At 39.4% G+C, this 22,666-nt stretch carries 20 protein-coding genes, 1 rRNA gene, 1 pseudogene and 1 riboswitch; of the genes and pseudogenes, 2 read left to right on the top strand and 20 right to left on the bottom strand.

What is annotated here, in order from left to right; genetic code table 11:
* The 5 genes from pcrA to AAFN87_RS19465 form a co-directional block, all read right to left on the bottom strand.
* Nucleotides 1-2,256, bottom strand: a complete 2,256-nt coding sequence (gene pcrA, locus AAFN87_RS19485; protein ID WP_347792727.1) for a DNA helicase PcrA — start codon at nucleotides 2,254-2,256, stop codon at nucleotides 1-3.
* 31 nt (nucleotides 2,257-2,287) lie between these two features.
* A complete protein-coding gene (pcrB, locus tag AAFN87_RS19480) occupies nucleotides 2,288-2,983 on the bottom strand; it encodes a heptaprenylglyceryl phosphate synthase (RefSeq protein ID WP_347792754.1) in 696 nt (231 codons plus the stop codon).
* A 111-nt stretch (nucleotides 2,984-3,094) separates the two neighbouring features.
* Nucleotides 3,095-3,412, bottom strand: coding sequence for a YerC/YecD family TrpR-related protein (locus AAFN87_RS19475; RefSeq protein ID WP_347792726.1), 318 nt, complete (start codon nucleotides 3,410-3,412; stop codon nucleotides 3,095-3,097).
* A gap of 21 nt (nucleotides 3,413-3,433) precedes the next feature.
* Entirely contained in the window at nucleotides 3,434-4,489 is a 1,056-nt protein-coding gene (locus AAFN87_RS19470) for a DUF3048 domain-containing protein (protein WP_347792725.1), read from the bottom strand.
* A gap of 14 nt (nucleotides 4,490-4,503) precedes the next feature.
* On the bottom strand, nucleotides 4,504-6,234 hold the full coding sequence (locus AAFN87_RS19465) for an adenine deaminase C-terminal domain-containing protein (RefSeq protein ID WP_347792724.1): 1,731 nt from the start codon (nucleotides 6,232-6,234) through the stop codon (nucleotides 4,504-4,506).
* 158 nt (nucleotides 6,235-6,392) lie between these two features.
* Between AAFN87_RS19465 and AAFN87_RS19460 the strand changes: the two genes are divergently transcribed.
* A complete protein-coding gene (locus tag AAFN87_RS19460) occupies nucleotides 6,393-6,602 on the top strand; it encodes a YgaP-like transmembrane domain (RefSeq protein WP_347792723.1) in 210 nt (69 codons plus the stop codon).
* 40 nt (nucleotides 6,603-6,642) lie between these two features.
* On the opposite strand, the gene purD is transcribed toward AAFN87_RS19460, so the two are convergent.
* The 13 genes from purD to AAFN87_RS19395 form a co-directional block, all read right to left on the bottom strand.
* Nucleotides 6,643-7,893 carry a phosphoribosylamine--glycine ligase gene (gene purD, locus AAFN87_RS19455; RefSeq protein ID WP_347792722.1) on the bottom strand — a complete coding sequence of 417 codons (1,251 nt, stop codon included), beginning with the start codon at nucleotides 7,891-7,893 and terminating at the stop codon, nucleotides 6,643-6,645.
* Between the two features lie 363 nt (nucleotides 7,894-8,256).
* A complete protein-coding gene (locus AAFN87_RS19450) occupies nucleotides 8,257-8,559 on the bottom strand; it encodes a hypothetical protein (RefSeq protein ID WP_347792721.1) in 303 nt (100 codons plus the stop codon).
* Between the two features lie 52 nt (nucleotides 8,560-8,611).
* Entirely contained in the window at nucleotides 8,612-10,138 is a 1,527-nt protein-coding gene (purH, locus tag AAFN87_RS19445) for a bifunctional phosphoribosylaminoimidazolecarboxamide formyltransferase/IMP cyclohydrolase (protein WP_347792720.1), read from the bottom strand.
* A 395-nt stretch (nucleotides 10,139-10,533) separates the two neighbouring features.
* The gene (purN, locus tag AAFN87_RS19440) at nucleotides 10,534-11,097 is read right to left on the bottom strand and encodes a phosphoribosylglycinamide formyltransferase (protein WP_347792719.1); all 564 of its coding nucleotides are present in this window, start codon (nucleotides 11,095-11,097) and stop codon (nucleotides 10,534-10,536) included.
* A complete protein-coding gene (gene purM, locus AAFN87_RS19435; RefSeq protein WP_347792718.1) occupies nucleotides 11,097-12,152 on the bottom strand; it encodes a phosphoribosylformylglycinamidine cyclo-ligase in 1,056 nt (351 codons plus the stop codon). Before purM ends, purN begins: the two co-directional genes overlap by 1 nt.
* Before the next feature lie 19 nt (nucleotides 12,153-12,171).
* Nucleotides 12,172-13,596 (bottom strand): amidophosphoribosyltransferase, encoded by a 1,425-nt coding sequence (gene purF, locus AAFN87_RS19430; RefSeq protein ID WP_347792717.1) that lies wholly within the window; start codon nucleotides 13,594-13,596, stop codon nucleotides 12,172-12,174.
* Nucleotides 13,572-15,803, bottom strand: coding sequence for a phosphoribosylformylglycinamidine synthase subunit PurL (purL, locus tag AAFN87_RS19425; protein ID WP_347792716.1), 2,232 nt, complete (start codon nucleotides 15,801-15,803; stop codon nucleotides 13,572-13,574). The genes purF and purL overlap by 25 nt, the downstream gene beginning before the upstream one ends.
* Nucleotides 15,790-16,473, bottom strand: a complete 684-nt coding sequence (gene purQ, locus AAFN87_RS19420; protein WP_347792715.1) for a phosphoribosylformylglycinamidine synthase subunit PurQ — start codon at nucleotides 16,471-16,473, stop codon at nucleotides 15,790-15,792. The genes purL and purQ overlap by 14 nt, the downstream gene beginning before the upstream one ends.
* Before the next feature lie 2 nt (nucleotides 16,474-16,475).
* Nucleotides 16,476-16,724: a phosphoribosylformylglycinamidine synthase subunit PurS gene (gene purS, locus AAFN87_RS19415; RefSeq protein WP_347792714.1), complete on the bottom strand. Its 249-nt coding sequence runs from the start codon at nucleotides 16,722-16,724 to the stop codon at nucleotides 16,476-16,478.
* A gap of 162 nt (nucleotides 16,725-16,886) precedes the next feature.
* Nucleotides 16,887-18,011 carry a 5-(carboxyamino)imidazole ribonucleotide synthase gene (purK, locus tag AAFN87_RS19410; RefSeq protein ID WP_347792713.1) on the bottom strand — a complete coding sequence of 375 codons (1,125 nt, stop codon included), beginning with the start codon at nucleotides 18,009-18,011 and terminating at the stop codon, nucleotides 16,887-16,889.
* Nucleotides 18,008-18,496 (bottom strand): 5-(carboxyamino)imidazole ribonucleotide mutase, encoded by a 489-nt coding sequence (gene purE / locus AAFN87_RS19405; RefSeq protein WP_347792753.1) that lies wholly within the window; start codon nucleotides 18,494-18,496, stop codon nucleotides 18,008-18,010. Before purE ends, purK begins: the two co-directional genes overlap by 4 nt.
* Nucleotides 18,497-18,673: 177 nt before the next feature.
* Nucleotides 18,674-18,773: riboswitch (purine riboswitch) on the bottom strand.
* An 88-nt stretch (nucleotides 18,774-18,861) separates the two neighbouring features.
* On the bottom strand, nucleotides 18,862-19,050 hold the full coding sequence (locus AAFN87_RS19400; protein WP_347792712.1) for an NETI motif-containing protein: 189 nt from the start codon (nucleotides 19,048-19,050) through the stop codon (nucleotides 18,862-18,864).
* A gap of 106 nt (nucleotides 19,051-19,156) precedes the next feature.
* Nucleotides 19,157-19,567, bottom strand: coding sequence for a hypothetical protein (locus AAFN87_RS19395; protein WP_347792711.1), 411 nt, complete (start codon nucleotides 19,565-19,567; stop codon nucleotides 19,157-19,159).
* 218 nt (nucleotides 19,568-19,785) lie between these two features.
* Between AAFN87_RS19395 and AAFN87_RS19390 the strand changes: the two genes are divergently transcribed.
* Nucleotides 19,786-20,736, top strand: coding sequence for an LCP family glycopolymer transferase (locus AAFN87_RS19390; protein ID WP_347792710.1), 951 nt, complete (start codon nucleotides 19,786-19,788; stop codon nucleotides 20,734-20,736).
* Between the two features lie 368 nt (nucleotides 20,737-21,104).
* Here AAFN87_RS19390 and AAFN87_RS19385 read toward each other — a convergent pair.
* Nucleotides 21,105-22,052: pseudogene (locus tag AAFN87_RS19385) on the bottom strand (carbon starvation CstA family protein); the annotation flags it as partial.
* Nucleotides 22,053-22,413: 361 nt separating this feature from the next.
* Nucleotides 22,414-22,529: ribosomal RNA gene (gene rrf / locus AAFN87_RS19380) — 5S ribosomal RNA — on the bottom strand.
* Nucleotides 22,530-22,666 lie beyond the last annotated feature (137 nt).

The raw sequence follows: 22,666 nt of genomic DNA, 5'->3' as shown, positions 1-22,666 counted from the left end.
CTACCCTTTTGTAATCGGGGCAAATTTTGCGAGTAATCGTTTAATACCCAATTGTGGGAAGGCAATGTCTAGCTCCATGCTTTCTCCATCTCCTCTTACACTCACGACTGTGCCAGTACCCCATTTGCCATGCAACGCTTTGTCTCCTACTTTCCAGCTGTGCTGATCACCACCTGTAGATTGAAGACGCGAAATTTGTGATGCTGGTTTTTGAATATCCCCTAGCGTTCTCTTTGATGTGGCACGATCATATCGACTCGAGCGGAATGGGAGTGAATCTGCTTCTGAGCTACTAGATGCTCTCGATACTTGTTCTAACACATCGTCAGAAATTTCTCTTAAGAAACGAGAAGGTGCATTATAACTCGAGCGACCGAAAATTGTGCGAGAGCTTGCACATGTTAAATATAACTTTTCTTCAGCACGCGTGATGCCCACGTAAGCAAGGCGGCGTTCTTCTTCCATTTCGTCATTATCATCAAGTGAACGAGAGTGAGGGAAGATGTTTTCTTCCATACCGATAATGAACACGACCGGGAATTCTAGCCCTTTTGCTGCGTGCATCGTCATTAAAATAATTGTGCCTTTTGCTTTTTCTTCTTCGTCTAACGAATTGATATCTGCAACAAGCGCTAAGTCTGTCAAGAACGCGACAAGCGACTGATCCTCACTACGCTCTTCAAATGCTTTTGTTACAGTTAAAAATTCCTCGATATTTTCTAAACGACTTTCGGCTTCGATTGATTTTTCGCTTTGCAGCATTTTACGATAGCCAGAACGTTCAATGACTTCTTCAACTAATTCTGTTACTGATAATGTTTCTTGCTTCGCCGATAAATCACGAATCATCGAGTAAAAGCTCTCTGCAGATGCAGCCGCTTTTCCAGTTAAGCCCATAAACACAAGCTCCTGCATCGCATCAAAAATGGAACGATCCTGTTCAATCGCGTACATTGCCATTTTTTCAAACGACGTTGCACCTATACTTCGTTTCGGTTCATTTATAATACGTGCAAGTGAGATATCATCATCATTATTAGCAATGAGACGCAGGTATGCTAGTAAATCCTTAATTTCTTTACGGTCGTAGTACTTCGTGCCGCCAACGATTTGGTAGTTCATATTCGATTTTTTGAGCACATCCTCCATTGCACGAGATTGCGCATTTGTACGATATAAAATCGCAAAATCATCTAGCTTACGACCTTCTTTTCGGATCATGTTTTGAATCGTCTGTACGACGTATTGAGCTTCTTCAATTTCGTTGTATGCCTTATATGTTACGATTTTTTCGCCGTCATCATTATCCGTTCGAAGTTTCTTTTTATAACGGCTTGCATTATTTTCGATAACGTCATTTGCAGCTTGTAAAATACGTTTTGTTGAACGATAATTTTGCTCAAGCATGATGACTTTGGCATCTTTATAGTCTTTTTCAAATGATAAAATGTTCGTAATATCAGCACCGCGCCAACGATATATCGATTGGTCAGAGTCCCCTACAACACAAATATTGCGGAATTTTTTCGCTAACATTTGTACTAGACGATATTGCGAATGGTTCGTATCTTGATACTCATCGACATGTATATATTGAAATTTATTTTGGTAAAACTCCAATACTTCTGGTACTTTTTCAAAGAGCTTAATAGTCGTCATAATTAAGTCATCAAAATCAAGTGATTGATTTTTACGGAGACGTTTTTCATAGCCTTCGTATACTTGTCCAACGATTTTCTCGAAAGGGTTATTCACATTCATACTTGCTTGGAAACCACTTGCTGTAATGCATTCATTTTTTGCTGAGCTAATCGCGTTTAATATGGCACGCGGCTCATATTTTTTCGGATCAATATTTTGTTCCTTGAGCACATTTTTTACAACTGTTAGCTGATCTGAACTATCTAAAATCGAGAAGCTTTTAGAAAAACCGAGCTTATCAATATCACGACGTAATATGCGAACGCACATTGAGTGGAATGTAGATACCCACATGCGTTCACCCGTACCATTACCAAGCAATCCATCGATACGTTCACGCATTTCACGTGCTGCTTTATTTGTAAAAGTAATAGCTAAAATTTTGGAAGGATATACTTCTTTTTCTACGACTAAATAGGCTATTCGGTGTGTTAATACACGTGTTTTTCCTGAGCCCGCACCCGCCATTATAAGCAATGGTCCTTCTGTCGTCTTTACTGCCTCTGCTTGCTGAGGATTCATCCCAACAAGTAGATTTTTTGTAATTTGTTCCATTTCGCACCTCTCTTAAAACGAACGTTAGTTCCTATTTTATCATAACACTTTTAACAGCACCAACTGTTTTTAGAGCTGCCTGCAAATCATCATAAATAATATTGCCAACTACAACTGTATCTGCGATTGCGGCCATTTCAGCTGCTTGTTCAGCAGATGTAATACCGCCGCCATAAAATAATTTTGTATTTGAAAGCACATCTTTTGCCGCACGAACTATTTCTACATTTCCGTACGTTCCGCTATACTCTAAATAGAAAATTGGCAATTTGAAATAGTTTTCTGCCATTCGAGCATAGGCTACGACGTCATCTTCCGATAAATCCGTATTCGCACTTGTGGCATGCGCTACTTTACAATCAGGATTTAACACGCAATAACCTTCTGCAACGAGCTCATCCCACACCATAATATCGCCATACTCTTTAATTGCCTCATGGTGCAAGTCCTTTACCCATTTCGTATCCGTACTATTTAACACTGAAGGAATGAAATAATAATCATAGCCAGGTGTTACTGATTCTACCGTAGAAATTTCCAGCGCAATCGGCACTGTAAAACGGCGTATTCGCACTAAAATATCAAGTACATTGTCTAGTGTGACACCATCCGTACCACCAACTAAAATTACATCAGTACCAGATTCACATATCTTTTCTAAATCTTCATCTGAAATGTACTTAGCTGGATCTATTTTAAACACATGTCGCCAATTTTGATAATCCATCATTTCCCCACCTTATTGATAGTTTTTATATGCACTCACAAGTATAACTGATAACACAAAAAAAACGAAAAAAGAGCCATCTCGCTAGTTTCGAGACGACTCTATTTCAATTTATTTAGGTGCTTGAAACGATTTCTCATCCGGATAAAGACGGCCTAACATTTCGTCATACGTATCGTTTCCATAATCGAAGCAACGGCGTACACGTGAAATCGTTGCAGTTGATGCACCTGTTTCTTTTTTTATCGTTTCATATGTTTTTTTCAAACGTAATAAATGAGCTACTTCAAAACGTTGAGCAAGCGATTGAATTTCGCTAATTGTACATAAATCATCAAAAAATTTATAGCATTCTTCTATATCTTTTAATTCTAGTACAGCTTTAAATAGTTGGTCAGTTTGATGTCCACGAATTTTTTCTATTTGCATATATTCTCTACCCTTCCCTCTTTATTCCGTAAACGTTACAGCAGATGCTAAGCCTGGTGATGTTGGTATGAAATGCACCCAAGTTTGCCCTGGCACTAGCTGTACATCACTTCCATCTGTTTCAATTGGCACAAGCAATCCATCGATATTTTTCCAGTTGATTTCACGCATCATTCCTTTTTGGAACACGTATGCGTTACCTCCTGTTGAAATATTAATATCACGGCGTCCTACATTATCGATAATGCGATGAGGCATTTCAAAAAATAGAACGTTCGCAAGCTTCAATTCATCACCTGTTGTATAATCTGTTGTGACAATATTTGCGGAAGTTCGTTTATAGCGTTCGGTTTCTTCATCATAAATATATGAACTATTAAAATAGCCATTTTGACTATATTTGACATTTACTTGATTGGCCTTAATACCTATCTTAACACTATCTTCGCTATCATAAAAAGTATAAGACACTTTTTTAGAGTAAATCATTGAAGCGCCTATTTTTTCAGCACCAGCAATGACATTTTCACCTGAAATATAAGAGTTATGTGGCGCTCTCCTTTCAGATGAGCGCTTGAAGTAAGTGCCGTCATAGTGCATACCATTAATATTTGACACAACACCACTAGCTAGCATGGATTTTGCTTCTGGGCTATAACCATGCGCTATATAAAATGCATCTAAACCTTTCGCTATATCGATAAAATAGGATCTTGCACTTCGAATTGGTCCTATTTGGTCCGGTATTTGTGATTGATATAATGCTAAAAATCGTGTGACATCTCCTTCAGCTAACATTTCATACACAACATCAGCTTCAGCTAAACCAGACTGCGGACGTGCATCTGGATGATTGTTAATCGTAGCAAGTATTGGACGCTGCGTAATTTCCTCAGCCACTCTTTCACCGGTAAATGGTGTTGTGAAAGGTAATACTTCGGAAACTTCTTCAATATCTTCTGTTTCTTCAATAACTTCTACATCTTCTACTTCTTGTTCACCTTTGTCTTCTTTGTTACACCCTGCCACAATAAGTACCGAACATAGTACAGCAAATAATATTCCCTTTGACCCCATCTCTTGTCTCCCCTTTAACGCATAACAGCTGGTATCATCACTTTATTTTTCATGACATCAAATAATCCTCTACGTGTAATGCGAATATATGGCAAATGCGTTGATTGTAAAAATAATAGTGTGTAAATTGCATCTGTATAGTGATAGCCGCGCGTACGAAGGGCTTCTTTTAAAGCAACTTCTTTTTCAATAAGCGTTTCTACATCTCCATCAAATAAGCTTCCACCAATCGGTAAATCGATAGCAGCTATGATCTCTTTATTTTCTGTTAGCACAATACCGCCATTTAGTTCTTTTACCTTGTTGAAGGCAAATTTCATTTCTTCGATGCTTTTACCGATTAAAATGATATCACCAGTATTTGAATACGATGTTGCAAAGCCTTGTACATTTGTTGCAAAGCCTTTGATCATTGTATTAATACGCCACTTCCCTTGACGATCTACGAGCATTAAATAACTTTCATCATGTGTCGATTCTAGTACGCCACGATTAAGCTGCAGCGTCACACTATAAGGTTTAGTAATGACATCATTGACCATCTCAATCCCTATAGGCATCGAAAATTGGAAGTCTTCATCTGTTAAATTAAAGTCTACATTTAGTGTCCCTAAAGACGACCAATCAATTGAAGGCAACGCATAGGCTTTCTTAGTATCACGTTTCAACCATACCCCTTTTGATAATACCGCTTCCGGTGTTGGCGACAATTCATCTGCCAAAATATTTAGCGTTGCATAACGACCTGTTGCAATAAGACCGTGCAGCTCTGTCATATTGTAATAGCGCGCTACATTATATGTCACCATATTATAAGCATCGATTGGCTTCACTCCTGCTTCAAGTGCTAATCGAATACATTGATCCATTACACCATCTTTATAGAAGCTCGGCGTAGAACCATCCGTAGTCATCATTAAATGGTTGAAAACATCTAGCTCTCTAGCAACGATATCTTTTAGTAACTTCGGCAAATCAGGACGAATCGAAGAATAACGAAGTGTCACAGCATAACCGTGCAATATACGACTCTCCACCTCATCAATTGTCATCGCCTCATGGTCACCGTCCGCTCCAAACAGCTTCATGCGTGCTAACGTTCTTTCGGAAGCACCCGGAAAATGTCCTTCGACTTTTTTACCATTTATTTTTGCTAACTGTAGCCAATATAGCATTTGGTCATCCCCGTGCAGAAGCTTTGGCCATCCAGTCAATTCTCCGCCAAGCAAAACATCATCTCGCTCTAGCCACTCCATAACAGATGCTGTTGAATACATTTTATCCTCAAGCTCTGTTACAGTTTGCGAATCAAAACGCGCCCACCAGTAAAAGGAAAATGGCAAAGCTTGTAATTGATCCAATATTGTAAACGCTTTCTTATTATCCATAAGTGCAGCAAATGACATGTTGTCACTAATAAATGTCGTCGTCCCAGTTTGTGCAGAAAAATCAGCAAAAGACTGTGGATTATATAATTGGAACGGATGAACATGCGGCTCAATATAACCCGGTACAATCGTTTTCCCTGTAACATCAACAACTTCTGTACCTTCTAGTAAAGCAGGCATTTCTTGTCCAACATAGACGATTCGATCATGTAAAATCCAAATGTTCCCTAGCATCCACTTTTTGAACATACTATGCAAATAGCGTGCATTTTTGAGCACAATTGTTGGTGCGAGTTTACCATCAATTACCGATACTTGCTCTCGAATATTTTTGATTTTCCACTTCATTTCAGGCATCTTCAAACGCTCCCTTCTTATAATGAATTTACTCACGAAAAATACACATACTATGTATGCAATTTGTCGCCTTAACATTTTTATCGTATCATAGCACTTTCATAAAGCAAAGCGTTAAAGATGGGATTCAATTACTTTTATATAAGGAGTTGGGTATTTTGCTAAATGAAAACATTTCAGAACGAAATGCTTTTATCCGTCTTATTTGCGGTGTTTCAATGACTTCATGCGGCATCGGTCGTATAGCACGCAATCCTAGCTGTATGATTGGCCATGGAATGATAGTTTTAGGTGCAATGAAAATTGCAGAAGGTACTTTTTTATATTGCCCATTAAAGGCAATGTTAGGTGCCGAAGAAGAGGTATAAAAAATGCGGAGAGCCTTAGGATGGTTCTCCGCATTCCTCATTACTTAAAAGTACGCCAACCAATATCTTTACGGAAGAAGAATTTATCCCATTCTTTCGTTGCGATTGCTGCGTATACTTTTTCTTGTGCTTGTTTTAATGAATCGGCCTTCGCTGCAACTAATAATACACGGCCTCCATTACCAACGAATTTGCCGTCTACATATTTTGTACCTGCGTGATATACAGGTAGTTCGATATCTGAAAGCTCTGGTAGCGGATTCCCCTTTTCTACTTCCCCTGGGTACCCTTCAGCAGATACTACTACACCTAGCATTGCTTCGTTCGACCATTGTAAATCGAAATATTTTTCTTCCATTAAAGCTTTCATAAATAGGCCAAAGTCTGAAGCCATGCGGGGAAGAACGACTTGTGTTTCCGGATCACCGAAACGCGCATTATATTCGATCACTTTTGGACCTTTTGCTGTTAATATAAGCCCTGCATATAATATACCTGTAAACGATACACCCTCTTCTTCCATCGCTTTAACAGTTGGTTCAACAATTTCGATGAATGCACTCGATATAACACTTTGCGGAATTTGAGGTACTGGTGAATAAGCACCCATCCCTCCAGTGTTTGGTCCTTTGTCTCCATCGTACGCACGTTTATGATCTTGTGCAATAACCATCGGATAAATTTGTCCGTTATGTACGAATGACATGAATGAAAATTCTTCACCGTCTAAAAATTCCTCAATGACAACACGAGATGAAGAATCGCCGAAGCGTTGATTGCCAATCATATCGTTCACTGCTTCAATCGCTTCATCCTCTGTCATCGCAACAATTACACCCTTACCTGCTGCTAATCCATCTGCCTTCACAACAATTGGTGCGCCTTGTGCTTTAATATACGCAATAGCAGGCTTTGCATCTGTAAATGTTTCATAAGCCGCAGTTGGGATATTATATTTTTTCATTAGTTCTTTGGCATATGATTTTGAACCTTCGATTTGTGCAGCCGCTTTTGTTGGACCAAAAATGGTTAAACCACAGTTCTGAAAGTAATCTACAATACCTGCTGCAAGTGGTTGCTCAGGACCAACAAATGTTAAGGCAATTTCATTTTCTTTCGCAAACGAGGCTAATGCTGCGAAATCTAATGCATCAATTCCAATAACTTCTGCATCTCCGCGCATTCCGTCATTACCTGGTGCAACGAATACTTTTTCTACAGACGGAGCAATGCTAAATTGTTTCGCAATCGCATGCTCACGACCACCACTACCAATAACAAGAACCTTCATTTTGAAGCCCTCCTAATAATTTGAATTTTCCAGCTTTTAAGTACAAAAAAAACGCTCACCTAAATAAATAAGCGAGCGTTCATATTACACTTCGAACAACAATTGTACCCGACCAAAATAGTATTGTTATTCAATAGTATAATAATATTGCATCCATCATCTCCCGGCCAAAGTCGATGATATATGCAGCATGTAATTGAAAGCATGTCCGACCAAAGCCATACTTCCTTAATTGTATAAGCATTCTTCCGACCAAAAAGAATAGCCTATACCGTATATACAAACGCTTCTGTCACTATCCGGCCAGAATAGCAACGAAACATTATTCTATTATAACGCCAGAATGACGTAAGTGCTATAGTTTTAATTAGACTGCTGTAGAAATACTGGCTGTTCGTGATGGAATACTTGCTTTTCCCACGCTAATACTCGCTCTTGATGAACAAATACAAGCTCTTCGGAATGAAATACTCGCTCTTGCCCCAATACTAGCTCTTCAGCACGAATTACTCGCTTTTCACACGCTAATACTAGCTCTTCACGATGAAATACTCGCTCCTGCACCAATACTAGCTCTTCAGCACGAATTACTCGCTTTTCACACGCTAATACTAGCTCTTGATGAACTAATACTAGCTCTTGAGGAACGAATACTTTCTCCTGCACCAATACAGCTCTTCAGCACAAATACTCGCGCCGACAGAAAACCCTATAGCAATTAATGTTTAAAGTGGCGTACTCCTGTGAACACCATTGCAATACCGTATTCATTTGCCTTATCAATCGAATCTTGATCCTTAATCGAGCCACCTGGTTGGATAATTGCAGTTATTCCTGCCGCATGAGCTGCTTCCACTGTATCGCTCATAGGGAAGAAGGCGTCAGATGCTAGTGCTGCACCTTTTGCTTTTTCGCCTGCTTGCTCGAATGCGATTTTAGCTGCGCCTACGCGGTTCATTTGTCCAGCGCCAACACCTAATGTCATTTGTGCATCCGTAACAACTATGGCATTAGATTTCACATGCTTCACTACTGCCCAGCCAAGCTTTAATGCTTCCCACTCTTGTTCAGTTGGTTCACGATCAGTCACCACTTTAATGTCTGCATTGGCGAATCCGAAACTATCAGGCTCTTGTACTAGTAAGCCACCTTCAACTGATACTACGTTGAATTTATCTTGTTTGCCTTGCGAGAAATCGATTGCCATTAAACGGATATTTTTCTTTTGCGTTAAAATCTCTAACGCCTCTTCAGAAAAGCTTGGTGCAATAATGATCTCAAGGAAAATATCTGAAAGCTTCGCTGCAGTTGCCGCATCTACTTCCATATTTAATGCGATAATACCGCCGAAAATAGATGTAGAATCTGCTTCATATGCTTTACCGAATGCTTCTTCGATTGTTACACCTGTCCCAACACCACAAGGATTCATATGTTTCACTGCTACTGCTGCTGGCATTTCGAATTCTTTTACGATTTGAAGTGCTGCATTAGCATCTTGAATATTATTGTAAGAAAGCTCTTTACCGTGTAATTGCTCAGCAAATGCGATTGAGAAATCTGAGCCTAAACGTTTTTGGTAGAATGCTGCCTTTTGATGAGGGTTTTCACCGTAGCGTAAGTTCTGTTTTAATTCATACGTTAACGTTAAGCTTTCTGGGAAATCTTCTTCTGTTAAATGATTTGAAATATATGAATCATAGGCTGCTGTATGACGGAATACTTTTGCAGCGAGCTTACGACGTGTTTCAATTGTCGTCGTACCACCAGCTTTTAATTCTTCTAACACCCCAGCATAGTCAGCTGAATCAACGATAACTGTTACGTATTGATGGTTTTTCGCAGCAGAGCGTAACATTGTTGGGCCACCGATATCGATATTTTCAATCGCATCATCCCACGTTACATTAGGCTTTGAAATTGTTTCAACGAATGGGTACAGATTTACACAAACAATTTCGATTGGCTCGATACCATGCTCATTCATTTGTGCTTGGTGTGAAGCATCATCAAATTTCCCTAGTAGACCCCCGTGAATCATTGGGTTTAATGTCTTTACACGACCAGCTAAAATTTCAGGGAATTTAGTTACTTCATCAACAGCTGTTACAGGCACAGCATTGTCTTGTAACATACTTTTCGTACCACCAGTTGATAAAATTTCATAACCTAATGCTACTAATTCCTTTGCAAATTCTAAAATACCATCTTTATTCGAAACACTGATGAGTGCACGTTTAGTCACGATAAAATCCTCCAATTTGTATAAAAAATGGTGCTGCTACTGTTCTATCCACAAATAATAGCAAACACATAATAAATTAATACCTTATATAAATCTTCTATTAACATTAGCTAGGTTGATTTCCGTTACGGCCGGGACACTTTCCTGGGGGCGTCTGATGAGCCGCTTGGGGCAACAAGACGTTGGTCACGAAGGCGTCGTCACACGATGTGACGGTTTTAGCCTTCGTTCCTTTCCTACGCTAATCCCCAAGGAGTCACCCAGCCTTCACTACAATCATCAATAAATAGTCAGTAGCTTTATAGGTAACTAACTATGAAACTTTTAATTATAAAGATATGCACTGTCCTCAAATAGAAAGTACTTAAACGGAAAGGTGATTCGCTTAAACTCAATCATTTTTGAGCAAATAACTGCTGTAATGTTTTCGTATATAGCTGATGCTCTGTTGCATGAATGAGTTTTTCAGTCTCATCAAGTGTTCCTGCTACTTCAACAGCCGCCTGTGCAATAATCGGTCCCGTATCCATACCAGCATCAACGTAGTGCACCGTTACTCCCGTTACTTTCACACCGTGTTCAAACGCTTGACTAATTGCATCTTTACCTGGGAAAGATGGCAGTAAAGAAGGGTGAATATTAATAATGCGGTTCGGGAATGCCGCTAGTAATGTGTCGCTAATTAAACGCATATAACCAGCTAAAATAATCCACTCTACATCTTTTTCACGCAATGCTTTAATTACCGCCTGCTCATAAGCTGCTTTTGAGTCAAATGTTTTTGGCGTTAATTCAAGTACAGGAATATTAAATTTTTGGGCACGTGTGACAACAAATGCGCCAGGCTTATCTGTTACGACTAGTTCTATTTTCGCATTAAGTTCGCCGCGTTCAATACATTCAGCGATAGCCTGAAAATTACTACCGCTACCTGATGCAAATACTGCGATCTTCGTCATTACACTAAGCTCCCATCATGCTCACCGTTAAACACAACACCTTCGCCTTTAATTACGCGGCCAATTGTATATGCTTGTTCTCCATTCGCTTCAACAGCTGCAATCACTTTTTCTACTTCAGTAGAAGGCACAGCAATTACGAAGCCGATCCCCATATTGAAAACATTGTATAAATCTTTATCCGCTAATTGACCTTTATCTTTTAAAAACTCAAAGATTGGTAATACTGGCCAAGCACCTAAATCGATTTCGGTAGCAAGTCCTGCTGGCATCATACGTGGTAAGTTTTCATAGAAACCGCCGCCTGTTACGTGCGCACAACCATGCACTTCCGCTGCTTGAATTGCTGCAAGTACTGGCTTTGCATAAAGCTTCGTTGGTACGAGTAGCGCCTCACCGATTGGGCCAAGATTTTCATAACCTTCTACTACCTCGTCTACTGCATAGCCGTTATCAGCAAAAACGATTTTACGTACTAAGGAATAACCGTTAGAATGCACACCGCTTGAAGCAATACCAACAAGCACGTCACCTTCTACGATTTTTTCACCTGTAATAATAGCGCTCTTTTCGCAAGCACCTACAGCAAATCCTGCTAAATCGTACTCGTCTTCCTCGTAAAGGCCTGGCATTTCAGCTGTCTCTCCGCCGATTAACGCTGCACCAGACTGTACACAACCGTCTGCTACACCTTTTACGATTTGCTCAATTTTCGCAGGCTCAGCTTTACCAACCGCTACGTAATCTAAGAAGTAAAGTGGCTCTGCGCCTTGTGCAACGATATCGTTAATGCACATTGCAACACAGTCAACACCAATCGTATCGTGTTTATCAACCATGAAAGCTAGCTTTAATTTCGTACCAACACCATCTGTACCTGAAATGAGAACAGGTTCCTTTAAATTTAATGCAGATAAATCGAACATGCCGCCGAAACCACCAAACGTCCCCATTACACCTAGGCGATTAGTGCGCTCTACGTGAGATTTCATACGTTTTACGGCTTCGTAACCTGCTTCAATATTTACGCCTGCTTGTTCATACGCTTTAGACATGCGTTTTTCCTCCTTAAAATTAACGTACCAATTCTTTTTCATGCGGTAAGATCGTGTCTGGGAAAATTTCTGTTGGATATTTTCCTGTAAAGCATGCTAAGCATAGTCCGCGATTTGGATCTTCGAATGGACGTGCAATCGATTCAACCATACCTTCTGTTGATAGAAACGTTAATGTATCCGCACCAATCGCTTCACGAATTTCCTCAACATTATGACTAGATGCAATTAATTCTTCGTGTGTAGATGTATCAATACCGTAGAAGCATGGATCTGTCATCGGTGGAGAAGAAATAACTACATGCACCTCTGCAGCACCCGCTTCTTTCAGCATTTTTACAATACGGCGAGAAGTTGTTCCGCGCACGATCGAATCATCTACCATGACTACGCGCTTGCCTTTTACGACCTGTACAACAGGTGAAAGCTTCATTTTCACACCGCGTTCGCGTAACTCTTGAGTTGGCTGTATAAATGTACGACCAACGTAGCGATTTTTTATTAAACCAAGTTCATAAGGGATACCACTTTCCTCTGCAAAGCCAATCGCAGCTGAAATACTTGAATCGGGTACACCTGTCACTACATCTGCTTCTATATGTACACATTCTCTGGCAAGCTGTTTCCCCATACGCTTACGTGCCATATGAACATTGATGCCATCAATGTCAGAATCCGGACGCGCTAAGTATACGTACTCCATTGCACACATCGCACGATTTTCCATATCAACAAAACGGTCTGATGTTACACCTTGGTCGTTAATAATTAATAATTCGCCCGGTTCGACAGAGCGAACATATTCTGCACCGATTAAATCAAATGCACATGTTTCAGAAGCAACGACCCAGCCATCACCAAGCTTACCTAGTGATAGTGGACGTAAACCATGTGGATCACGCGCTACAAGCATTTCATCTTTCGTCATAATAAGTAATGAATACGCACCTTTAAGTAGGCTTAGCGCTTCTTTTACTTTTGCACGAAACGGCAAATGTTTACTCTTCTTAATTAAATGCGCTACTACTTCTGTGTCAGAGCTAGAGTGGAATATATTTCCTTGGCGCTCTAAATATTGTTTTAAGTGATTGGCATTTACTAAGTTCCCGTTATGTGCGATTGAAAGACTGCCTGTTGATGAGTGAAATAAAAGTGGTTGGACATTTTCGATTCCTTGTCCGCCTGCCGTTGCATAGCGAGCATGGGCAATCGCTGCTTTGCCATTCACCACTTTTAATTTTTCTTCATTGAAAACGTCATTCACAAGCCCTTCACCTTTGACCCCGCGCAGGACAGCACCATCATTGACAACGATACCTGCCCCCTCTTGACCACGGTGTTGAAGAGCATGTAGCCCGTAATAACTAAGGTGTGCTGGATTTGGGTTACCCCAAATTCCAAACACCCCACATTCTTCGTTTAAGCCTCTGATTTCAGCAAGCATGGGATTGCTCCTTTCCAAGCAGAACGGAATTCCTCCACTGTACCTTCTATAAGAACAGCATTTTCACCGTTAATAGTCAGTTTCGCATCGTTAGTTACGACACCAACTTTTTTCGCATCTACAACGACTTTTTCGAAACTAGCTGCATTTTCTTGTTTTACTGTTACGACAAATCGAGACTGTGTTTCAGAGAATAACGCTGTCGTAGCAGAACCTTCTAATGTTACGTTTAAGCCAAGTCCATTTGCTGCAAATGTTGTTTCAGCAAGGGCTACTGCAAGACCGCCTTCTGCCACGTCATGAGCAGATTGCACAAGTCCGTCACGAATCGCCGATAAAAGAGCTTGTTGACGTGCTGCTTCTATCTCTAAGTCGATTGCTGGTGCTTGACCTGAAATTTCACCATCACGTAATTTTTGTAATTCAGAACCACCGAATTCAGTATTAGTTTCACCGATTACATATACAACGTCCCCAGCAGCCTTCGCTTCTTGCGTCGTTACATGCGCTAGGTCTTTTACTAAACCAACCATACCGATTGTTGGTGTTGGGTAAACTGCTACACCTGAACGTTCATTGTAAAGTGATACGTTACCACCGATTACTGGAGCGCTTAATGCTGTACAAGCTGCTGCGATACCATCAGCTGATTTTTCGATCTGCCAGAAGATTTCTGGTTTCTCTGGATTACCGAAATTTAAGCAATCTGTAATCGCCAGTGGTTCACCGCCAGAACATACGATATTACGAGCTGCTTCAGCTACCGCAATTTTACCGCCCACTTCTGGATCTAAGTAAATGTAGCGAGAATTACAATCTGTTGTCATTGCTAAGCCCTTGTTAGTACCGCGTACGCGAATAACCGCTGCATCAGAACCAGGTGCTACAACTGTTGAAGTACGCACTTGGTAGTCATATTGACCATAAACCCACTCTTTTGAAGCGATTGTCGGTGCTTTTAGTAAAGCTGTTAATGTTTCTTTATAATCAGTTACTTGTGGCTCTACGTTTTCCATTGCTTGGAACTCAGCAAAGTAAGCTGGTTCAGCAGATGGTTTATAATAAACTGGCGCCTCTTCTGCAAGTGCGTCTGCAGGTACATCAGCTACTACTTCACCGTTATGAATTAAACGTAATTGTTTGTCAGCTGTTACATGACCAACTGCTACAGCGTCTAAATCATACTTATCGAAAATCGCTTTAATTTCATCTTCGCGACCTTTTTTCACAACTAATAACATACGTTCTTGAGATTCTGATAACATCATTTCATAAGCTGTCATGCCTGTTTCACGTTGTGGAATTAAGTCTAAGTTCATTTCCACACCAGTGCCTGCTTTCGAAGCCATTTCTGCTGAAGATGATGTAAGACCCGCAGCACCCATATCTTGAATACCAACTAATGCGTCAGATTTTACAACTTCAAGACATGCTTCAAGAAGAAGTTTTTCCATGAATGGGTCACCAACTTGTACTGCTGAACGGCTTTCCTCTGAATCCTCTGATAACTCCTCTGAAGAGAATGTCGCACCGTGAATACCATCACGACCTGTTTTTGCCCCTACGTACATAACTGTGTTCCCTACACCTGCAGCGACACCTTTTTGGATGTCTTTATGATCGATTAAACCAACACACATTGCATTTACAAGTGGATTGCCTTCATAGCAAGGGTCGAACTGAATTTCGCCACCTACTGTTGGAACCCCGATACAGTTACCGTAACCTGCGATACCCGCTACTACTTCTTCAAATAAATATTTACCACGTGCAGATTTTAATTCACCAAAACGTAATGAGTTTAACATCGCAATAGGACGTGCTCCCATTGAGAAAACATCACGGAGAATACCACCAACACCTGTTGCTGCACCTTGGTATGGCTCAATTGCTGATGGGTGGTTATGTGATTCCATTTTAAATACGACCGCTTGCTCATCACCGATATCCACGATACCAGCACCTTCACCAGGACCTTGTAGTACTTGAGGACCTGTTGTTGGGAATTTGCGTAATACAGGTTTTGAGTTTTTATAAGAGCAGTGCTCCGACCACATTACTGAGAAAAGTCCAGTCTCTGTCCAGTTTGGTAGACGACCTAAAATTCCTTCTACCATTGCAAATTCTTCGTCTGACATCCCCATACCAGCGTATAGCTTTTTTTCTTTAATTTGCTGTGCTGTTGGCTCAAACTTAGTTGTTGACATGATTTTCCCTCCACTGCTTCACAATTGATTTAAATAATGCTAATCCGTCTGCTCCACCTACAAGCGCATCAACAGCACGTTCTGGGTGAGGCATCATTCCTAATACATTGCCGCGCTCGTTTATAATGCCTGCAATATCTTCTATAGAGCCGTTTGGATTGTCGTCTGAATATGTAAACACGATTTGGTTATTTGCTTTTAATGTTGCAAGTGTTTCTTCGTCACAGTAGTAGTTACCTTCACCGTGTGCGATCGGTACATTAATAACTTGACCTTGCTCATATTGATTCGTAAAAAATGTGTTATTATTTTCTACTTTTAACTGCACTGGGCGACACATGAATTTCAAGTTTTTATTACGTAAAAGCGCTCCTGGTAGTAGGCCTGCTTCTGTTAGTATTTGGAATCCATTACATACACCTAGCACTGGTTTACCAGCATCTGCTGCTTTTTTTACTTCTGCCATAATGTTCGATTGGTTTGCCATCGCACCGCAACGCAAATAGTCACCGTATGAGAAACCACCAGGAACTAAAATACCATCAAAACCGCTTAAGTCCGTTTCTGAATGCCATACATATTCTACTTCTTCACCTAGTTCATCTTTAATCGCATGATACATATCGATGTCACAGTTTGACCCAGGGAATACGAGTACCGCGAATTTCATGATTAGTTAGCCTCCTCGACTTCATAACGGTAATCTTCAATTACTACGTTTGTTAAAACTTTTTCACACATTTCTTTAACTAGCGTATCAATATCACGATCCGTATCGCCGATTGTTAATTCTAAATATTTACCAATACGTAAATCTTTTACTTCACTGTAACCGATTTTTGTTAACGAACTTTTTACAGCTGAACCTTGTGGGTCTAAAATGCTTTCGCGTAATGTTACGAATATTTTTACTTTTTTCATTATGAACTTCCTCCAATTTTCGTCAAAATACTTACTTGTACATCTATTAAACTAACTGTCTGTGAAAAATGTCTGTGTCCGGTTTACGTCTCGATACCCGATACGATAAAACCTAAATGTTTAGGACAATTTCATCTACATGACAGTTAGACATTCAAATACTCACAATGACCAAATACTAGATTCATTAATTTGTTGTAATGTTTTTTCAATATCGTCAGTCATAATTGTGACATGCCCCATTTTTCTATTTACTTTTGCTTCCGCTTTGCCGTACAGATGGATGGACCAGTCAGGATATTTTGAAATCGAATTTGTTAGTGGCATCACATGTTGCCCTAACACATTGACCATAATCGACTTTGCCCATAACTTTGGTTGACGCAAAGGCCAGCCACATACGGCACGAATATGCTGCGTAAACTGTGAAATATTGCACGCTTCAATTGAATAGTGACCTGAGTTATGTGGACGTGGTGCTAACTCATTAATGATAATTTCACCATTTTCTAATACGAACATTTCAATCGCTAATGTACCTACTAAATTTAAGTAATCAGCAATTTTAGCTGCCGCCTTAGCTGCCGCCTCCGCTGTTATATCCGTAATTCGAGCCGGCACAATCGTTTCATGTAAAATATGATGGACATGAATATTTTCACCAACCGGAAGGCAGCATGTTTCACCTTGACCGTTTCGTTGAACTATTACGGAAATTTCTTTCATAAAAGGTACGAAACCTTCAGCAATACAAACAGAATGAGTAAATAATTCTTCCGCTAACGGTAAATCATCCGCGCATTTTAAGAGCTGCTGGCCTTTACCATCATATCCACCACGAGCTGTTTTTACGATACAAGGGAAACCGACTTTATTAATGCTTGCGACAAGTTCCTTATAGTTAGCTGCAACAACATACGGTGCAACTGGACATCCTGCTTCCACAATTGCCGCCTTTTCTGTTACGCGATCTTGCGTAATACGTACGAGCTCTGCACCTTGAGGAACATATGCAATTTCCGTTAATCTTTTTAAGCCTTCGTAGTCAATATTTTCAAATTCATACGTGATCACATCACTAATTTCTGCTAGTTCTTCAAGAGCTGCTTCATCATCATACGCTGCAACAATCCGAATATCCGCTACTTGCCCACCAGGAGAATCCATTGTTGGCTCCAGAACAGCAATTTTAAATCCTGCCTCTTTTGCAGCCATCGCCATCATACGTCCAAGCTGCCCTCCACCGATAATGCCGATTGTTTGCCCAGGATATATTATTTTTGTCACAGTAAATCACCTGTGCTTTCTAACACTTGTTGTTTTGTTGCTTCGCGTCTTGCTTCTAATTTTTCAGCTATCACCATGTCTGTTGCGCCTAAAATTTGTGCTGCTAGTAAGCCTGCGTTCGTTGCGCCTGCTTTCCCAATGGCTACTGTTGCAACAGGTACACCACCGGGCATTTGTACAATCGATAATAATGAATCCAATCCGTTTAACGCTCTAGATTGCACGGGTACACCAATTACAGGTAATGTTGTTTTTGCTGCAACCATTCCAGGTAAATGCGCTGCCCCTCCTGCACCTGCAATAATGATTTGAATACCTCGCCCACGAGCCGTTTCTGCATATTCAAACATTAAGTCAGGTGTACGGTGCGCAGATACGACTTGTTTTTCATAAGGAACTTGTAACTCATCTAAAATATCACATGCATGCTTCATTGTTTCCCAGTCACTAGAACTGCCCATAATAACGCCGATTTTTGGATTCATCATTTTGCTCTCCTTTAAACAATCTTTTCATTATTTATAAAAAACAATGAAAAAAGTCCCCAAATACCCTACTTTCTATGCATAAGAAAGCAGACTACTTGAGGACTGGGTTTCAAAGAATTGGCAGACAAAAAAAAGCATTCGAAGCCACACCCTTTAAGGTAACGTTCCAAAAGTTTATTAGTTGCTTTCCCGCATAGTCCGGCATTTACGGTACCGGGTAGAAACGCTAGAGCCATATTATCTAGCATATATGTGGGATGTAATGTTTTTCCTGTACATATTTTATCAAGACTAGTACATAAAAGCAATACAAAAATGCGAACAATAAAATTTATCGAAACGATAATGTTCGGTTTTAAATGCTATTCTTCTCTTAAAACTCCTTTGAATTGTATTTTTTGACGTAAATATGTTGGTTCACCATTAACAATATGAAACACAGGCTCTTCCTTACGACCGAATGGCATATAACCATCTCTATCCATTCTATCTAAACATTGCTCTATTGTTTCGTTTTCTTGTACTTCATACCAAACTTGTTTTTTTGACAAACACGTTCATCCTTCCGATTTTAACTAAGTCGCTATAACTATAGCATGAAGGAAAAAAACTTGCTCTATTATGGAGGAATCAACATTATTCCGCCGTAATTTATCGCTAATTGCTTGGAACCGTTTCCAGTAACTCCTCTAAGTATTCATATTCGATTTGCACATTAGTTGATTTATAAAAGAATCCTTTATACTGAATTGTATCCTCGCTATTAATAATGAGGCTTTCCTTCAGTTTATTGTGAATATAAATTTTTGTATCAAACCTAGATCCATCATAACCATGAGCGGATTTTTCTTTTTGGAATACGATGCGGTTTAAATTATTGATAATACGGGCTATTGTCGCATCATCCGTAATTTCTAGATGCTTCCCTGTATTGCCATCCAAAATCTCAATTTTAGATACATCTTTTGCTTGTACATTTACTATTTTTTGTGGAATATACGAAATGCCTGTCATAATAATAAACACACAAATAATCAGTATAGTCGCTGCAATTATTTTTCTCTTCACCAAATCGCCTCCTACTTAAATTAGACGTCCGAATTTGGCATTTGTTTCTATTTTCGTTATACTATAATTAAATAATGTTGGAAGCGATAGACAACATGGACTAAACCTTATGCATTTTGGTGAAAAACTAAAAACGGAAATACGTTATGTAAACGGAGAGAACTAATACTTATTTAACAGTGTTTATAAAATAATGATGAATACATATGGAGAATTTTATGAATAACAATTTGAAATTGACACGTAGTAGACGAAAAAGTAAAAGCAAATGGAAAAAGATCGTTTTGACAATACTCACTCTTTTCCTTTTTTCAATTATTAGCTACGGTGCCTACACCTACTATTCATTTCAAAAAGCAATAGATAAAATGAATACTCCAGAGCAATCAGATAATAATACCGTAACAAATATACCCGAAAAATCACCTCATATCGATCCTTTCTCTGTACTATTACTAGGCATTGATGAACGCGAATATGATGTTGGTAGAACAGATACAATGATTGTCGTCACAGTAAATCCAGACGAAAAAACAGTCAAAATGTTAAGTATCCCACGTGACTCACGGGTTGAAATTATTGGCAATAATACGGTTGAAAAAATAAATCATGCTTATCCACGTGGCGGTATTACTATGACAATCGATACTGTGGAAAACTTACTTTCGATACCAATAGATTACTATGTAGCCGTCAATATGGATGGCTTTTTACAAATTATCGATATACTTGGCGGTGTAACAGTTAATAACGATATGGATTTATCACATCTTCATTATACATTTCCAAAAGGTGATATTAAGCTGAATGGTGAAGAAGCTCTTGTATTCACACGTATTCGCTATGAAGATCCACGCGGGGATTTCGGTAGACAATTGCGTCAAAAACAATTAATCGAAGCTATTACAGCGAAAGCCGCTAGCCCTAAAACTATTTTGAAAATTAATGATGTTTTCGAGGTTTTAGGCGATAATGTACAAATGAATTTTTCTGCTAATAATTTATTTCAACTACAAAAACTGTATTCAAATTTAGACAAAAATATTGACCAACTACAATTCCAACAAGGTACCGGTGGATATATCGGTAAAAGTTGGTATTATACTTTAAACGAAGATGAATTAGAAGATATTAGTAATATATTAGGGCGACATTTAGACTTGAAGTAGACGCGACGAAAATCAATTTTTTAAAGTATTATGAACTAACAATACACCTTATTAGAAGAATTCGTGTCACTCTGTCGGAAAGCATAACTGTAGTGTAAATCAAGAGCATTTTTAGTTCATCCATTTCAAAAGAAAAAAGACTATAAACAACCCTCTATTTTTGAGTTCGTCTACAGTCTGAAAGGGACTTTTTTCGAGTCCCTTTCTTTTTTTTCATATTCTCTTTTTCACAATCCAATGTTTTAATTCGGAATTCAAACAGCTTTCTTATAGGTGATTCTATAAAAGTTTTAAACTAAAATAACCATTTAAATGATTAATAGTTACATTTAATAATACATGTTCTATACAAAACATTTAATGCAATATTATTTTATAATGTTTTGATAGCCTGATACATCCTCATCTAACAAGAAGCTAGTTCCACGCTTTTTCAGTGCTGAGCCAAAGAAAATAGCTGTAATCAAGGCCGAAGCTATTACACCTGCGATATTAGCAAGTGCAACTGGTTGACCAAACCCCATAGTAGGTTCGTAAATAATATAACTGAATACCATACTGGTCATAAATGCAGCAGGTATTGTTGCAATCCAGTGATTTTTACGTGATAAGAATAAATACATAGCTCCTACCCATAATGCAATGACGGCAGTTACACCATTTGCCCATGAGAAATATCTCCATAAAATATTAAAATCAATTTTTGTTAATGCATATGACATCACAAACAATGGAATGGCAATCCATAAACGACTATATATTTTTGCTTGAGCAAATTTGAAATAGTCGGCAATAATCATACGTGCTGCACGGAATGCTGTGTCACCAGAAGTAATAGGTAAAACAATTACTCCTAATACCGCTAATGTACCACCTATAGAACCTAGCATTAACAATGATGCTTCACTTACTACAGCAGCAGGACCACCCGCAGCCATCATTTCACTTAAACCGCCATACCCACCGAATAAGCTCATTGCTGCAGCAGCCCAGATCATTGCAATAATCCCTTCTGCAATCATCATACCGTAGAAAATTTTACGACCTTCTTTTTCGCCTTTAGTTGTACGTGAAATAATAGGCGTTTGCGTAGCGTGGAAGCCAGATAATGCTCCACATGTAATTGTAAAGAATAATAGCGGGAATATCGGTAAGCTCTTCGGATGCATATTTTCAAATGTTAATTCTGGAATCGGAGAACCTTTTACAATCATACCAATGCCAATACCTAAAGCGGAAATAACTAATAATGCACCAAAGTAAGGATATAAACGACCAATAATTTTATCTACTGGCAATAATGTTGCGAGTATATGCTGGGCGCTTTCTTAGGGTGAACCTTGAGCTGCTTCGTTGCTACGGCCCCTGCAGGTTCACAGCCAACACGAGGTTGTTCACAAAGGCGTTGTGCACGATGTGACGAACTTAGTCTTCTCTCTCGAGCTATTTCCCCAAGGAGGCGCCGCTTGGACTAATCCAAGGTGGTGCTGTCCATGATATTTAAACAAGCAACATTTATCTTAGGTCCGTATTTGCAAAAAAATAAATAAAGGTATTTGAGTTTTAAAACCCAAATACCTTTTTGATTTATTAAAAGCCCCAAACCCAAAATATAGGCCCTTTTTTACCGTAAAACTTCATATAAAAAAACCCGCTGATAATCAGCGGGTTTGTATTGCTTAGCGACGTCCTACTCTCACAGGGGGAAGCCCCCAACTACCATCGGCGCTAAAGAGCTTAACTTCCGTGTTCGGTATGGGAACGGGTGTGACCTCTTTGCCATCATCACTAAACTATTTACGGCTTTCAATATACATCGTATTTCTGCGTCAGCTTCACTCATTCAATCAGTCACGTACAGAGGTACGCTCCTTCAATCACTCGATTGCTTCCTTGAACTACTTGTATCTTGAAACCCTTGTGAAAGAAT

The organism is Solibacillus sp. CAU 1738, assembly GCF_039888725.1.
Taxonomy (GTDB): domain Bacteria; phylum Bacillota; class Bacilli; order Bacillales_A; family Planococcaceae; genus Metasolibacillus.
This window is presented reverse-complemented; position numbering and strand designations above follow the sequence as displayed.

Bases quoted from the DNA above. Each gene is read 5' to 3' on its own strand.
- pcrA (WP_347792727.1), bottom strand. From the start codon at position 2,256: ATGGAACAAATTACAAAAAATCTACTTGTTGGGATGAATCCTCAGCAA.
- pcrB (WP_347792754.1), bottom strand. From the start codon at position 2,983: ATGGATTATCAAAATTGGCGACATGTGTTTAAAATAGATCCAGCTAAG.
- AAFN87_RS19475 (WP_347792726.1), bottom strand. From the start codon at position 3,412: ATGCAAATAGAAAAAATTCGTGGACATCAAACTGACCAACTATTTAAA.
- AAFN87_RS19470 (WP_347792725.1), bottom strand. From the start codon at position 4,489: ATGGGGTCAAAGGGAATATTATTTGCTGTACTATGTTCGGTACTTATT.
- AAFN87_RS19465 (WP_347792724.1), bottom strand. From the start codon at position 6,234: ATGCCTGAAATGAAGTGGAAAATCAAAAATATTCGAGAGCAAGTATCG.
- purD (WP_347792722.1), bottom strand. From the start codon at position 7,893: ATGAAGGTTCTTGTTATTGGTAGTGGTGGTCGTGAGCATGCGATTGCG.
- purN (WP_347792719.1), bottom strand. From the start codon at position 11,097: ATGACGAAGATCGCAGTATTTGCATCAGGTAGCGGTAGTAATTTTCAG.
- purM (WP_347792718.1), bottom strand. From the start codon at position 12,152: ATGTCTAAAGCGTATGAACAAGCAGGCGTAAATATTGAAGCAGGTTAC.
- purF (WP_347792717.1), bottom strand. From the start codon at position 13,596: ATGCTTGCTGAAATCAGAGGCTTAAACGAAGAATGTGGGGTGTTTGGA.
- purL (WP_347792716.1), bottom strand. From the start codon at position 15,803: ATGTCAACAACTAAGTTTGAGCCAACAGCACAGCAAATTAAAGAAAAA.
- purQ (WP_347792715.1), bottom strand. From the start codon at position 16,473: ATGAAATTCGCGGTACTCGTATTCCCTGGGTCAAACTGTGACATCGAT.
- purS (WP_347792714.1), bottom strand. From the start codon at position 16,724: ATGAAAAAAGTAAAAATATTCGTAACATTACGCGAAAGCATTTTAGAC.
- purE (WP_347792753.1), bottom strand. From the start codon at position 18,496: ATGAATCCAAAAATCGGCGTTATTATGGGCAGTTCTAGTGACTGGGAA.
- AAFN87_RS19390 (WP_347792710.1), top strand. From the start codon at position 19,786: ATGAATAACAATTTGAAATTGACACGTAGTAGACGAAAAAGTAAAAGC.